We start from the raw sequence: 12,576 nt of genomic DNA on the forward strand, positions 1-12,576 counted from the left end.
CATGGAAAAGCCTCGCATGAACCGCATCACCGCCACCAGGGCCGCGCAGGAGCTGCTGGCCGAGATCGAGGCCCAGCACGGGCCGGTGCTGTTCCACCTGTCGGGCGGCTGCTGCGACGGCAGCGCGCCGATGGTCTATCCGGCCGGAGAGTTCCGCATCGGCAGCCATGACGTGCAGCTGGGACAGATCGGCGACGCGCCCTTCTGGACCGGCGGCGCGCAGGCCGCCGCATGGGCGGATACGGACCTGATCGTGGATGCGGTGCCGGGGCGGGGGGCGGCCTTCAGCCTCGACAATGTGCTGGACCGGCATTTCGTGCTGCGGCCGCCCACTTGCACCCGCTGACCCGACAGGCCACATCGCAGGCCAGTGGATGAAAGGGGACGACATGGCGCACAAGGTGTTCATCGACGGCGAGGCCGGCACCACGGGGCTGCAGATCCGCGACCGCCTGGCGCCGCGCCGCGATATCGAGCTGGTGCAGCTCGACCCCGCTCGGCGCAAGGACCCGCTGGCGCGCCACGATGCGTTGGCCGAGGCCGACATCGCCATTCTCTGCCTGCCCGACGCCGCCGCGCGCGAGGCGGTGGAACTGGCCGCGGGGCTGCCGGTGCGCTTCATCGACGCCTCGACCGCGCATCGGGTGGCGCCGGGCTGGGTGTTCGGCTTCCCCGAACTGGCCCCGGGCGCGCGCGAGGCCATCGCAAGCGCGGCCCTTGTGTCCAACCCCGGCTGCTATTCGACCGGCGCCATCGCGCTGGCGGCGCCGCTGGTCGCGGCGGGGCTGGTCGCACCGGACGAGATTGCCTCGATCAACGCGGTGTCGGGCTATAGCGGCGGCGGGAAAGAGCTGATCGCGGAAATGGAGGCCCCCGGCGCGCCTGCGCATTTCACCTATGCGCTGGCGCAGGGCCACAAGCACCTGCCGGAAATCATGCGCCATGCCGGGCTGACAAGGCGGCCGGTGTTCGCGCCCTCGGTCGGGCAGTTCGCGCAGGGGATGACGGTGCAGATCCCGCTGCACCTGAACGGCCGCCGCATCGCCGACCTGCACGATGCGCTGGCCGCCCATTATCAGGGCGCGCGCTTCGTGCGGGTGGTCGAGCCCGCCCCCCGCGTCGTCCCCACCGCGCTGAACGACACGAATGAGCTGCACCTGTCGGTCCACGGCAGCGATGAAAACGGCTGTGCGGTGCTGGTCGCGGTGCTGGACAACCTGGGCAAGGGCGCCTCGGGGGCGGCGGTGCAGAACCTCAACCTGATGATCGGCGCCGACGAGGCCGCGGGGCTGTAGCATGGCAGCGGCGCCCGCCAGCGGAAGGATCCGGCCATGACCCGTTCGGTCGAGGATCTGGCGCGGCGCTGGCTGAAGCGGCATCCCTCGGCGCTTGGGGCCACGGAACAGCGGGTGCTGGAAAGCGCGGTCGCGCGCAGCCCGATCGCGCGCGACACCAGCCACGACTATCGGGCGAACCGTACGTTTGGCGAGCGGCTGGCGGATGCGGTGGCGGCGTTCGGCGGCTCGTGGCCGTTCATCATCTGGTTCGGCGTGCTGATGGTGCTGTGGACCGTGGGCAACGCCTGGCTGCTGGGGCGGCAGGCCTTCGACCCCTATCCGTTCATCTTCCTCAACCTGGTGCTGTCGATGCTGGCGGCGATCCAGGCCCCGATCATCATGATGAGCCAGAACCGCCAGGCCCGGCGCGACCGCATCGACGCCGCCCATGACTATGAGGTCAACCTCAAGGCGGAAATCGAGATCATGGCGCTGCATGAAAAGCTGGACGAGATGCGCCATCTGGAGCTGATCGGGATGCGCGACGACCTTACCCGGCTCGCGACCCGGATCGAGGAACTGGCACAGCGCCTGCCCCCGCCGGATGACAAGGGACCGGCCGGGCCGCGCGACAACGGCTGAAGGCCGAGACGTAACCCCCGCCCGCTGCTTCCTCCTTGCGCAAATATCCCCGAGGGGCTCGCCGCAGGCGATGGGGGGCAGGCGGCCCCCATGCCGTTGTCCCGCCTCAGTCCGCCTTAATCTGCTGGGCTTCGCCCACCAGCATGATCGGGATGCCGTCGCGGATCGGGAACGCCAGCCCGGCGGCGCGCGACACCAGTTCCTGCTTCGCCGCGTCGTAATGCAGGGTGGCGTGGGTCACCGGGCAGACCAGCGCCTCGAGCATGTGGCGGTCGAAGCCGGGGGCGGCCGGGGTGCCGGCAGTGGAGTCTTGGGTCAATGCAGCGTCTCCTCGTCGTCGTCACCGCCGCCGTGCAGCGCGTATTCCAGCAGCCCGTCCAGCATCGCGCGCCGTGCGGCCAGGTCGGGGGCTTCCAGCAGCGCCTGTTTTTCCTCGACCCCCAGCGGCAGCAGCATCGACAGGCTGTTGACCAGCAATTCGTCGTCGGCCTCTTCGGCGGCGTTCCAGTCGGTGGACAGGCCGCGTTCCTCCATATAGCGGCCCAGCCGCGCGATGAAGGCGGGGCGGTCAAAGCCCGGATCGGCGGGGACCGAGGACAGCCGGTCGCCGCGCCAGTCCGACCAGTCGACCCGGCCGCGCAGATAGGGGGTAAAGCCCTCGATCGCCTCGACCAGCCGGAATCGCGACACCGCCCGCAGCGACACCATGAAGCGGCCGTCGTCGGTTTCGGAAAACATGGTCAGCCGCCCGGCGGTGCCGACCGCGGCCAGCCCGTCGCCCACCGGCTGGATCATCCCGATCAGCCGGTGCCCGGATTTCAGCACATCCTCGACCAGCTGCAGGTAGCGCGGTTCAAAGATATGCAGCGGCAGCCGGGTTCGCGGCAGCAGCACCGCGCCGGGCAGCGGGAACAGCGGGATGGTGTCGGGCAGGGGCCCGGCGCCCAGCACGGCGCTCATGACAGGGGGCCTTTCACGCGAAGATCAGCGACGACAGCCGCCGCCGCCCCTTCTGTACCAGCGGGTCGGTGGGCTTCATTGCGTCAAAGATGGTGAACAGTTGCGCCTTGGCGGCGCCGTCGTTCCAGTCGCGGTCGCGGCGGAAACATTCCAGCAGCTGCTCGATCGCCTCTTCCACCCGCCCGGCGGCGTGCAGCGCCCCGGCGTAATCAAAGCGGGCCTGTTGGTCGGCGGGATCGGCGTTCACCCGCGCTTCAAGCTCGGCCAGGGGGCCGGCGTTGGCCGCCTGATGCGCCAGCGCCAGCTGCGCGCGCGCGGCCTCGACCGGGGCAGAACTTGCAGCGGCGGCAGGCACCTGCGCCAGCGCGGACTCGGCGCCCTCGGTGTCGCCCAGGGCCAGGCGGGCGCGGATCAGCCCGCCCCAGGCTTCGGCGTTTTCCGGTTCCTCGCCCAGGATGGCGGCAAAGGTCTCGGCCGCGTCCTCGGCCGCGCCTTCGGCCAGCATCGCCTCGGCCGCTTCCAGCGCGGCGCCCAGGCCCCCGTCGTCGCCCCCCATCGCCGCCAGCTTTTCGACGAACTGCTTGATCTGGCTGGGCGGGATCGCGCCCTGGAAGGCATCGACCGGCTGGCCCTGGAAGAACGCGAACACCGTCGGGATCGACTGCACCCGCAGCTGCCCGGCGATCATCTGGTTCTGGTCCACGTTGACCTTGGCCATGCGCACGCGGCCCTTGTGGCGGGCGACCTCGGCCTCCAGCTGCGGGCCCAGCGTCTTGCAGGGGCCGCACCATGGCGCCCAGAAATCGACGATCACCGGCACCTGCATCGAGGCGTCGATCACCTCGGCCATGAAGTCCGCCTCGGACACGTCCTTGATGAAATCGGCGGTGGTCGGCGGCGTCTCGCCCGAGCCTTGCAGCAGCATCTCGTCCTGATCCCCGGAATGTTACTTTCGCTTGGGCCGCAATATGGGCGCTGCGCGGGCGGACGGAAAGGGGCAGCGGGAAAAGGCCGCGGCGCTAGGGCGCCAGATCGAAGCTTGCGAACACCGGCACGTGGTCCGAGGGCTGGTCCCAGCCCCGCACCGGGCGCAGCACCCGGCTGCCATGGCCCGCCGCCGCGATGTCGCGGCTGGCCCAGACATGATCCAGCCGCCGCCCGCGGTCCGAGGCGTTCCAGTCGCGGTTGCGATAGCTCCACCACGAATAGAGCTGCCCTTCCGGGATGTCCTGCCGGGTGATGTCCACCCAGTTGCCGGCCTCTTGCGTCTCGGCCAGCTGGGCGACCTCGACGGGGGTGTGGCTGACCACCTTCAGCAGCGCCTTGTGCGACCAGACGTCATCCTCGCGCGGGGCGATGTTCAGGTCGCCGACCAGGATCGAGCGTTCCGGCCGGTCGGCGTGGAAGGCGTCGCGCATGTCGGTCAGGAAATCGAGCTTTTGCCCGAACTTCTCGTTCACCTCGCGGTCGGGGATGTCGCCGCCGGCGGGCACATAGACGTTGTGGATGGTGACGCCGTTTTCCAGCCGCGCCGCGACGTGGCGGGCGTGGCCAAGCGCCGCATAGTCGCGGTCGCCCGCGTCGGTGATCGGCAGCCGCGACAGGATCGCGACGCCGTTGTAGCCGCGCTGGCCGCGCGCGACCATCCAGCGATAGCCGAGCTCGTGGAACACCTGGGCCGGGATGCTTTCGACCGGCGACTTGCATTCCTGCAGGCACAGGATGTCGGGCGCCTCTTCCCCCAGCAGGCGGGCGACGAGACCGGCCCGCAGACGGACCGAGTTGATGTTCCAGGTGGCAATGGTGAACATGGGGGTCCATGTAACCTGCCACGCGACGAAGGGAAAGCCGATGAACCAGCTTGTGGATGGAGCCTGGGTGAAAGGCAGCGTCGGCGCCGCCAAGGGCGAGGGCGCCTATCGCCGCCAGAACGCGGGTTTCCGCAACTGGATCACCCCGGACGGCAGCCCCGGCCCGTCGGGGCAGGGCGGGTTTGCGGCCGAAAGTGGGCGCTATCACCTCTATGTCTCCTACGCCTGCCCCTGGGCGCACCGGACGCTGATCTTCCGCGACCTCAAGGGGTTGGCGGATCACATCGGGGTCTCGGTGGTGCATCCGGTGATGGGAGACGAGGGCTGGACGTTTGAAACCGACTTCGACGGCGCCACCGGCGACCCGCTGTTCGGCGCCGCCCATCTGCGCGAGATCTATCTGCGCGCCGCCCCCCATATGACCGGCAAGGTCACGGTGCCGCTGCTATGGGACAAGGCCCGGGGCACCATCGTGTCGAACGAATCGAGCGAGATCATCCGCATGTTCGACAGCGCCTTTGACGGCCTGACCGGCAGCGCCGTGCATTTCTGGCCCGAGGAGCTGCGCGACCGCATCGAGGCGGTGAACGCCCGCGTCTATCCGAACTTCAATAACGGGGTCTACAAGGCCGGCTTCGCCTCGACCCAGGCGGCTTACGACGAGGCCATCGGTCCGGTCTTCCACACCATGGAATGGGCGGACGGGGTGCTGTCGCAAAGCCGCTACCTGGCCGGCGACCAGCTGACCGAGGCCGACTGGCGCCTGTTCACCAGCGCCGTGCGCTTCGACACGGTGTATCACACCCATTTCAAGTGCAACCGGCAGTGGCTGCGCGATTACCCGAGCCTGTGGGCCTGGACGCGTGAGTTGTACCAGATGCCGGGCGTCGCGCCCACGGTGCGCCAGGATCACATCACCCACCACTACTACCGCAGCCACCCCGACCTGAACCCGCACGGGCTGATCCCGATCAACCCGATCATCGACTGGGACGAACCCCACGGGCGGGGCTGAATCGCGCCGCCTTGGCGTGAGCCCCCGGCGACTCCCGCGCAGACCAAAAACCCCGGCACCGAAATGCCGGGGTTCCCGATACCGCAGAGAGAGGGGGGTGTGGCCGTATCCCCGGACCACTGGGCTTCGGCAGGCGTAACGCCGCAGCCGCGCGGTGGTTCCCGGCGAAATCACGCCACCAGCCGATACCCGCCCGATTCCGTCACCAGCAGCCGCGCGTTCGAGGGTTCGGGCTCGATCTTCTGGCGCAGGCGGTAGATGTGGGTCTCCAGCGTGTGGGTGGTCACCCCGGCGTTGTAGCCCCAGACCTCGTGCAGCAGCACGTCGCGCGGCACCACCGCATCCTGCGCCCGGTACAGGAACTTGAGGATGTTGGTTTCCTTTTCGGTCAGCCGGATCTTGCGGTCCTTCTGGTCGATCAGCATCTTCATCGCCGGCTTGAACGTATAGGGGCCAAGCTGGAAGATTGCGTCCTCGGACTGTTCATGGGTGCGCAGCTGCGCCCGCAGCCGGGCCAGCAGCACCGGGAACTTGAACGGCTTGGTGATGTAGTCGTTCGCCCCGGAATCGAGGCCAAGGATGGTATCCGCGTCGGTGTCGTGCCCGGTCAGCATGACGATGGGGCATTTCACCCCCTGCTTGCGCAGCCGCTTGCACAGCTCGCGCCCATCGGTGTCGGGCAGGCCCACGTCCAGCAACACCAGGTCGAAGATCGCGCCCTTGGTCTTTTCGACGGCCTCGGCGCCGGTGCCGGCCTCGAACACGTCGAAATCCTCGGTCGCGACCAGCTGCTCGGCCAGGGCCTCGCGCAGGTCGTCCTCGTCGTCCACAAGCAGGATCTTTTTCAGTCCGGCCATCAGAGCCTCCATTCCCGGGGGTTCACATTGCGGTCAAGATGGCGCGCAGGCCGGTGAGGTCCAGCGGCTTGCAATCTTTCTCACAAGCTGTTGTCGGGGGCGGGGCTTATGTTACGGATTGTTTCAGGAATAGCGCCGCCATGACCCTGCTGCCCACCCTGCCCGAAACCATCAGCCGCGCGCGGACCGATCTGCGAATCGGCCTGCCGGTGGTGATCGACGGAAACCTGGCCGCCGCGGTCGAGACGCTGAGCCCCGACCGGCTGGCGGCGTTGCGCGCCTTCGGCCGCCCGGTGCTGGTGCTGACCGCGCGCCGGGCCAGCACGCTGAAGGTACCGGCCTATGACGGCGACCTGGCGCGGATCGAGCTGCCCGAGGGCGCGGATGTGGCCTGGCTGCGGGCGGTGGCCGACCCCTCGGACGATCTGCGGGTGCCGCTGAAGGGGCCGCTGACCGCACGGCGGGGCGGGATGGACGTCGTGCCCCACCGGGCCGCCATCGCGCTGGCGAAATCCGCGCAGCTGCTGCCCGCGGTGCTGCTGGTCGAGGGTCCCTTGGGCGAGATCCCGCAGGGCCTGAGCCGCCTGCCCGCCGCGCCGGTGATCGCGCAGCTGGCCGCGGAAACCGCGCTGTCCCCGGTCGCCGCAGCCCACCTGCCCATCGCCGCGGCCGAGCGCACGCGGCTGCATATCCTGCGCCCGGCGGCGGGCGGCGCAGAGCATTACGCCATCGAGATCGGCGACCCGCCCCGCGACCGCCCGGTGCTGGCGCGGCTGCATTCGGCCTGTTTCACCGGTGACGTGCTGGGCAGCCTGAAATGCGACTGCGGCCCGCAACTGCACGCGGCGCTGAACGCCATGGGGGCCGAGGGAGGGGGGGTGCTGCTGTACCTCAACCAGGAAGGCCGCGGCATCGGGCTGGCCAACAAGATGCGCGCCTATGACCTGCAATCGCAGGGGTTCGACACGGTCGAGGCCAACCACCGGCTGGGGTTCGAGGATGACGAGCGCGACTTCCGCCTGGGCGCGGCGATGCTGCGCCGGCTGGGCTTCAGTGCGGTGCGGCTGATGACCAACAACCCCCGCAAGGTCGAGATGATGCAGTCGCACGGCATCGACGTGACCGAGCGCGTCCCCCTGATCGTCGGCCGCAACCGGTGGAACGACGCCTATCTGGCGGTCAAGCGCGACAAGTCGGGTCACATGCTGTGAGCCTTGGATCGGCTTCGTCGCCGGAGCGGGGGCCAGCCCCCTTGCCACTGCCGTGGCCTTCCTCGCTGAAAACAGTCCACCGGACTGTTTTCCGGGCGCTCGGAAGCCCGGGATATTTGGATGATGAAGAAGCCCGAAGGAGCGTCGGACCCGCCGACATGGTGCTGACCCCGATGGGGCTGCGGTTTCGGGGGCGGCTGCTGCCCTGCGCGGTGGGGCGGGGCGGGGTGGTGGCCGACAAGCGCGAGGGCGACGGGGCGACTCCGGCCGGGGTGCACCGGGTGGTGGGGCTGCTCTATCGTCCCGACCGGCTGCCGCGGCCCGCGCCCTGGGCTCGGCCGATCCTGCCGGGCGACCTGTGGTGCGACGAATCCGGCCATCCGCTTTACAACCAGCCGGCCCGCGTCCCGCTGCCCGCCAGCCACGAGGCGCTGCGGCGCGCGGATCCGCTGTATGACCTGGTGCTGCTGACCGACTGGAACTGGCCTCGGGCCGAGCCGGGGCTGGGCTCGGCGATTTTCCTGCACCAGTGGCGGCGCCCGCGCCATCCCACCGCCGGCTGCATCGCCTTTTCCCGCGCCGACCTGCTGTGGCTGGCAGCCCGCGCCATGCCGGGCACGCGGCTGCTGGTGCCGGGCGCGCTGGCTGGCCGTCTGGGCCGCCGCGCGGCGGTGGCGCAGCGGCAATAGGAATAGGTCTTTCCGCCGCCGCTGCCGCCCCTATGCTGGCGCCATGACCGACGCCGTCCGTTACCGCCCGCCCGTGCCGCCCGTATTCCTGGCGGTGATCGCGCTGTGTGTCGCCATCCAGCTGCTGTCCGATGCCGCCCCGGCCCTGCGGGAATGGCTGCTGCTGCACGGCGCCCTGTGGCCGCAGCTGTTCGAGGGCGTGCGGCCGATGTTTCCCGGCCAGCAGGTGACCATGTTCCTGACCTACGGCTTCCTGCATGGCGGGCTGCTGCATCTGGGGATGAACATGCTGGCGCTGTATGTGCTGGCGCGGTCGCTGGCGGTGGCGATGCCCGGGGGCGCGATGGTCGCGCTTTACGCGCTGTCGCAGCTGGTCGCAGGGGCGGTGCAGCTGTGGCTGTCGGACAGCCAGCTGCCGGTGGTGGGCGCTTCGGGGGCGATCTTCGGGCTGGCGGGGGCGGAAATCGCCATTGCCGGGCGGATCCTGCTGGCGCGGGGCGGCAGCCTGCGCCCGCTGGCCGGGCCGGTCGCGCAATTCATCCTGCTGAATGTGGCGCTGACGCTGGCCGTGCCGAACATCGCCTGGCAGGCCCATCTGGGCGGCGCGCTGGCCGGGGTGGCGATGGGCGCGCTCTACCAGCCGCGGCGCCGGCGGCGCTGACCCGGCGCCCGCCCTTCTTCATCACGGAAATATCCCGGGGGAGTCACGAAGTGACGGGGGCAGCGCCCCCTTCTTGCTCCGGCGCCTCGGCCTGCGGCGTTCCCGGCTCGGCCTCCGCGTCACCCTCAACCTCAGGCTCCGCATCCGCCCCGCTCAGCCGGCGCATGGCGGGGCGCAGCGCCTCGGCTGACACGGCGGCCAGCGACAGCACGTCGGCCCCTTCGCTGCGGGCCAGATGCTCGGCCACCAGCCGGTGCGCCAGCCCGTAGCCCGCCCATTTGCGGATATTGCCGCGGCCCTCGAACCACAGCGCGCGGTCGTAATCGAGCCAGGCCCATTCCGTCATCGCCCGCTTGGCCACGCCCGCGGTCAGCGGCGTCGCGTCCCAGGGGTCGGGGCGCCCGCCCAGCACCGCCTGCACGAAATGCCCGGCCAGCCCCTCGCTGACCAGCGCCTCGCCCAGTGAGCGGCCATAGCCGGGCCGGTCGCCGCGGATGACGAGAAACAGCGCCCGCACCATGCGCCGCACCACCAGCGCCGAATCGAAGCGCGAGGGGCTCAGCGCCAGCTCGACCACCCCCGGCGCGGGTGAATGCGCCAGCACGCCCCAGTCGGGGATGCCCTCTTCCGCGCGCACCACCACGTCGAAATCGGGCAGCTCGGCGTGGCTGGCGACCAGCGCCACCGACTCGGCCACGGCGGCGCGGATTTCCGGCATGACGCTGGTCAGCGCGTGGCGCGCGTTCAGGAAATGGACCTGCCAATAGGGCATCGCGACCTCGATCTTGCAGCCCCGGGGTGTCACACCTCGGGGATCAGCACCTCGCGCTTGCCGACATGGTTGGCGGGGCTGACCACGCCCTGATCCTCCATCTGCTCGACCAGCCGCGCGGCCTTGTTATAGCCGATCGCCAGCTTGCGCTGAATATAGGATGTCGAGCATTTGCGGTCCTTGGCCACGATCGCCACCGCCATGTCGTAAAGCTGGTCGTCGGAATTGTCGCTGCTGCCCAGCCCCAGCACCGCGTCGATGTCGGATGCCACGTCGTCGTCCGGCCCCTCGACCACGTTCGACATGTATTGCGGCGGGCCGAAGCTCTTCAGGTGGTTGACGACCTCCTCGACCTCTTCGTCGCTGACGAAGGGGCCGTGGACGCGGGTGATGCGGGCGCCGCCGGCCATGTACAGCATGTCGCCCATGCCCAGCAGCTGTTCCGCCCCCTGTTCGCCCAGGATGGTGCGGCTGTCGATTTTCGAGGTGACCTGGAAGCTGATGCGGGTCGGGAAGTTCGCCTTGATCGTGCCGGTGATCACGTCGACCGAGGGGCGCTGCGTCGCCATCACGATATGGATGCCCGAGGCCCGCGCCATCTGCGCCAGCCGCTGGATGCAGGCCTCGATCTCTTTCCCGGCGACCATCATCAGGTCGGCCATCTCGTCCACGATCACGACGATATAGGGGAAGGATTCGGGCTGGAACTCTTCGGTCTCGAAGATCGGCTCGCCGGTGTCCTCGTCGAAGCCGGTCTGCATGGTGCGGCGGAACAGCTCGCCCTTGTCCAGCGCCTCGCGCACGCGGCCGTTGTAGCCCTCGATGTTGCGCACGCCCATCTTGGACATCTTGCGGTAGCGGTCCTCCATTTCCGAGACCACCCATTTCAGGGCCACCACGGCCTTTTTCGGGTCGGTCACGACAGGCGACAGCAGATGCGGGATGCCGTCATAGACCGACAGCTCCAGCATCTTGGGGTCGATCATGATCAGCCGGCATTCCTCGGGGGTCAGCTTGTAAAGCAGCGACAGGATCATGGTGTTGATCGCCACCGACTTGCCCGAGCCGGTGGTCCCGGCGATCAGCAGGTGGGGCATCTTGGCGAGGTTGGCCACCACCGGCTCGCCCCCAATGTCCTTGCCAAGCGCCAGCGGCAGCGGCATCGAGCTGTCGCCGAAGGCGCGCGAGGACAGGATTTCCCGCAGCACCACCTTTTCACGGCGCTGGTTGGGCAGCTCGATCCCGATGACGGTGCGGCCCGGCACGGTCGAAACCCGGGCCGACAGCGCCGACATGCTGCGCGCAATATCGTCGGACAGGCCGATGACGCGGCTGGCCTTGAGCCCCGGCGCGGGCTCCAGCTCATACAGCGTGACCACGGGGCCGGGGTGGACGGCGGTGATCTGGCCCTTGACCCCGTAATCGTCCAGCACCGATTCCAGCAGCCGTGCGTTTTCGGCCAGCGCCTCGGGCGACAGCGCGTGGCGTTCCACCGTCCCGGGCGAGGCCAGCAGCGCCAGCGGCGGCCGTTCATAGCCGCTGGCGGCAGCGTCAAAGGCCAGGCTGGGCTGCGCCTCGGCCACCGCCTGGCGCGAGGGCGCGGGCTTGCGCGCGGGCGGGATCACCACGCGGCTGGTGTCGGTGGGCGGCGCCGGCGGCACGCTTTGCGCGCGCCCGGTCAGCCGCGCGGTGACCGCCGACAGGACCGAGCGGGTCTCGGTGTCGTCCTCGGCGTCCGCCTCGGGTTCGGTGCGGTGGCGGATGGCGTCGGTGATGCGGGCGCTGACCGCATCCGCGTCGGGGGCGCGGGCGTCGTCGTCGTAATGGCGGTCGGGCTCGACCAGTTCCGAGGGGAAGGGCTCGGCCGCATCCGGCGCCGCGGCAGCGGTGCGGCGCAGGCGCGAGAACAGCCCGCCGGGCAGCTCTGCCTCTTCTGCCGTGGGGGCGGCGGCGGTGCGGTCGCGGCGGGCGTCGGCGCGTCGGCGCAGCTCGCCCGCGGCGGCCGAGGATGCCGTGGCCAGCGCCCAGCCCGTGCGCCGCAGCACCGCCATCAGCAGCTGCCGCGCGGTGACCAGCCCGGCCGAGAGGAACCGCCCGATCGCAGTCACCTCGCGCCGGTCGAAGCCCAGCACGAAGCCCGCCAGCGCCACCGCCGCCACTGCGGTCAGCAGCGCGAGGATCTTCAGCCCCACTGCCGGGCTGAACGGCATCAGCCCCAGCATGGCGCCCATCAGCATGTCGCCCAGATGCCCGCCCAGCCCGTAGCTTTGCGTCCAGTCCTGCGGCGGCACCATCGAGGTGGCGTGCGCGGACACCAGCACCATCGCGATGGGGGTGAACACCCCGCGCATCAGCCGTTCTTCGCCCCGGTGCAGCATCAGCCGCAGCCCCCAGACCACGGCGGCGACCGCCAGCCCCCAGCTGCCCAGCCCCAGGATCATGTTCAGCGCCGAGGCGATATAGGCGCCGACCCGGCCCAGGTAGTTCTGCGCCGGCTGGTCGGTGGCGGTGCCGATGCCGGGGTCGTCGGGCGTGTAGGACAGCAGCATCATCGCGACCAGCACGCCGGCCACGATCAGCCCGGCGCCGATCAGTTCCTTGACGCGGCGTTCCAGCGCTGCCTGGGTGGTCTGGTCGAACAGCGGATCGCGTTGCTTGGCCTGCCAGCTCGCCATGGGTCG

Annotated in this window: 14 protein-coding genes; 7 read left to right on the plus strand and 7 right to left on the minus strand. The window is 69.9% G+C overall.

Features of this window, described 5'->3' with window-relative positions:
- Position 1 precedes the first annotated feature (1 nt).
- From RSP45_RS13250 to RSP45_RS13260, 3 genes are read left to right on the plus strand one after another with little or no spacing between them, the layout of a single operon-like run.
- The gene (locus RSP45_RS13250) at positions 2-346 is read left to right on the plus strand and encodes a DUF779 domain-containing protein (RefSeq protein ID WP_415392281.1); all 345 of its coding nucleotides are present in this window, start codon (positions 2-4) and stop codon (positions 344-346) included.
- Positions 347-374: 28 nt separating this feature from the next.
- Positions 375-1,295: an N-acetyl-gamma-glutamyl-phosphate reductase gene (argC, locus tag RSP45_RS13255; protein ID WP_415392282.1), complete on the plus strand. Its 921-nt coding sequence runs from the start codon at positions 375-377 to the stop codon at positions 1,293-1,295.
- Between the two features lie 36 nt (positions 1,296-1,331).
- Positions 1,332-1,919: a DUF1003 domain-containing protein gene (locus tag RSP45_RS13260; protein ID WP_415392283.1), complete on the plus strand. Its 588-nt coding sequence runs from the start codon at positions 1,332-1,334 to the stop codon at positions 1,917-1,919.
- A 106-nt stretch (positions 1,920-2,025) separates the two neighbouring features.
- Here RSP45_RS13260 and RSP45_RS13265 read toward each other — a convergent pair whose 3' ends face one another.
- From RSP45_RS13265 to RSP45_RS13280, 4 genes are all read right to left on the minus strand, one after another.
- Positions 2,026-2,184, minus strand: a complete 159-nt coding sequence (locus RSP45_RS13265) for a Trm112 family protein (protein WP_415394069.1) — start codon at positions 2,182-2,184, stop codon at positions 2,026-2,028.
- 50 nt (positions 2,185-2,234) lie between these two features.
- Complete coding sequence (locus RSP45_RS13270; protein ID WP_415394070.1) at positions 2,235-2,870, minus strand: LON peptidase substrate-binding domain-containing protein; 636 nt, start codon at positions 2,868-2,870, stop codon at positions 2,235-2,237.
- A gap of 22 nt (positions 2,871-2,892) precedes the next feature.
- Positions 2,893-3,804: a tetratricopeptide repeat protein gene (locus RSP45_RS13275; protein WP_415392284.1), complete on the minus strand. Its 912-nt coding sequence runs from the start codon at positions 3,802-3,804 to the stop codon at positions 2,893-2,895.
- Positions 3,805-3,898: 94 nt separating this feature from the next.
- A complete protein-coding gene (locus RSP45_RS13280; protein WP_415392285.1) occupies positions 3,899-4,690 on the minus strand; it encodes an exodeoxyribonuclease III in 792 nt (263 codons plus the stop codon).
- Positions 4,691-4,730: 40 nt separating this feature from the next.
- Between RSP45_RS13280 and RSP45_RS13285 the strand changes: the two genes are divergently transcribed.
- Positions 4,731-5,705 (plus strand): glutathione S-transferase family protein, encoded by a 975-nt coding sequence (locus RSP45_RS13285; protein WP_415392286.1) that lies wholly within the window; start codon positions 4,731-4,733, stop codon positions 5,703-5,705.
- Positions 5,706-5,875: 170 nt separating this feature from the next.
- On the opposite strand, the gene RSP45_RS13290 is transcribed toward RSP45_RS13285, so the two are convergent.
- Positions 5,876-6,562 (minus strand): response regulator transcription factor, encoded by a 687-nt coding sequence (locus tag RSP45_RS13290; RefSeq protein ID WP_073067279.1) that lies wholly within the window; start codon positions 6,560-6,562, stop codon positions 5,876-5,878.
- 140 nt (positions 6,563-6,702) lie between these two features.
- Here RSP45_RS13290 and ribA point away from each other — a divergent pair, with 140 nt between their 5' ends.
- From ribA to RSP45_RS13305, 3 genes are all read left to right on the plus strand, one after another.
- Positions 6,703-7,773, plus strand: a complete 1,071-nt coding sequence (gene ribA, locus RSP45_RS13295; RefSeq protein ID WP_415392287.1) for a GTP cyclohydrolase II — start codon at positions 6,703-6,705, stop codon at positions 7,771-7,773.
- A gap of 158 nt (positions 7,774-7,931) precedes the next feature.
- Complete coding sequence (locus RSP45_RS13300; protein ID WP_415392288.1) at positions 7,932-8,462, plus strand: L,D-transpeptidase family protein; 531 nt, start codon at positions 7,932-7,934, stop codon at positions 8,460-8,462.
- A gap of 43 nt (positions 8,463-8,505) precedes the next feature.
- Positions 8,506-9,123 carry a rhomboid family intramembrane serine protease gene (locus tag RSP45_RS13305; protein WP_415392289.1) on the plus strand — a complete coding sequence of 206 codons (618 nt, stop codon included), beginning with the start codon at positions 8,506-8,508 and terminating at the stop codon, positions 9,121-9,123.
- A gap of 43 nt (positions 9,124-9,166) precedes the next feature.
- Here the strand turns inward: RSP45_RS13305 and RSP45_RS13310 are convergent, their stop codons facing one another.
- Together RSP45_RS13310 and RSP45_RS13315 are read right to left on the minus strand one after the other, a co-directional pair.
- Positions 9,167-9,928 carry a DUF2268 domain-containing putative Zn-dependent protease gene (locus tag RSP45_RS13310; RefSeq protein ID WP_415392290.1) on the minus strand — a complete coding sequence of 254 codons (762 nt, stop codon included), beginning with the start codon at positions 9,926-9,928 and terminating at the stop codon, positions 9,167-9,169.
- Complete coding sequence (locus tag RSP45_RS13315; protein ID WP_415392291.1) at positions 9,925-12,570, minus strand: DNA translocase FtsK; 2,646 nt, start codon at positions 12,568-12,570, stop codon at positions 9,925-9,927. Before RSP45_RS13315 ends, RSP45_RS13310 begins: the two co-directional genes overlap by 4 nt.
- Positions 12,571-12,576 lie beyond the last annotated feature (6 nt).

This window comes from Paracoccus sp. SJTW-4 (genome assembly GCF_047716885.1).
Classification (GTDB): Bacteria; Pseudomonadota; Alphaproteobacteria; order Rhodobacterales; family Rhodobacteraceae; genus Paracoccus; species Paracoccus solventivorans.

Coding starts and splice junctions, on each gene's coding strand:
- argC (WP_415392282.1), top strand. CDS start 375: ATGAAAGGGGACGACATGGCGCACAAGGTGTTCATCGACGGCGAGGCC.
- RSP45_RS13290 (WP_073067279.1), bottom strand. CDS start 6,562: ATGGCCGGACTGAAAAAGATCCTGCTTGTGGACGACGAGGACGACCTG.
- RSP45_RS13300 (WP_415392288.1), top strand. CDS start 7,932: ATGGTGCTGACCCCGATGGGGCTGCGGTTTCGGGGGCGGCTGCTGCCC.
- RSP45_RS13285 (WP_415392286.1), top strand. CDS start 4,731: ATGAACCAGCTTGTGGATGGAGCCTGGGTGAAAGGCAGCGTCGGCGCC.
- ribA (WP_415392287.1), top strand. CDS start 6,703: ATGACCCTGCTGCCCACCCTGCCCGAAACCATCAGCCGCGCGCGGACC.
- RSP45_RS13265 (WP_415394069.1), bottom strand. CDS start 2,184: ATGCTCGAGGCGCTGGTCTGCCCGGTGACCCACGCCACCCTGCATTAC.
- RSP45_RS13275 (WP_415392284.1), bottom strand. CDS start 3,804: ATGCTGCTGCAAGGCTCGGGCGAGACGCCGCCGACCACCGCCGATTTC.
- RSP45_RS13315 (WP_415392291.1), bottom strand. CDS start 12,570: ATGGCGAGCTGGCAGGCCAAGCAACGCGATCCGCTGTTCGACCAGACC.
- RSP45_RS13305 (WP_415392289.1), top strand. CDS start 8,506: ATGACCGACGCCGTCCGTTACCGCCCGCCCGTGCCGCCCGTATTCCTG.
- RSP45_RS13250 (WP_415392281.1), top strand. CDS start 2: ATGGAAAAGCCTCGCATGAACCGCATCACCGCCACCAGGGCCGCGCAG.
- RSP45_RS13260 (WP_415392283.1), top strand. CDS start 1,332: ATGACCCGTTCGGTCGAGGATCTGGCGCGGCGCTGGCTGAAGCGGCAT.
- RSP45_RS13280 (WP_415392285.1), bottom strand. CDS start 4,690: ATGTTCACCATTGCCACCTGGAACATCAACTCGGTCCGTCTGCGGGCC.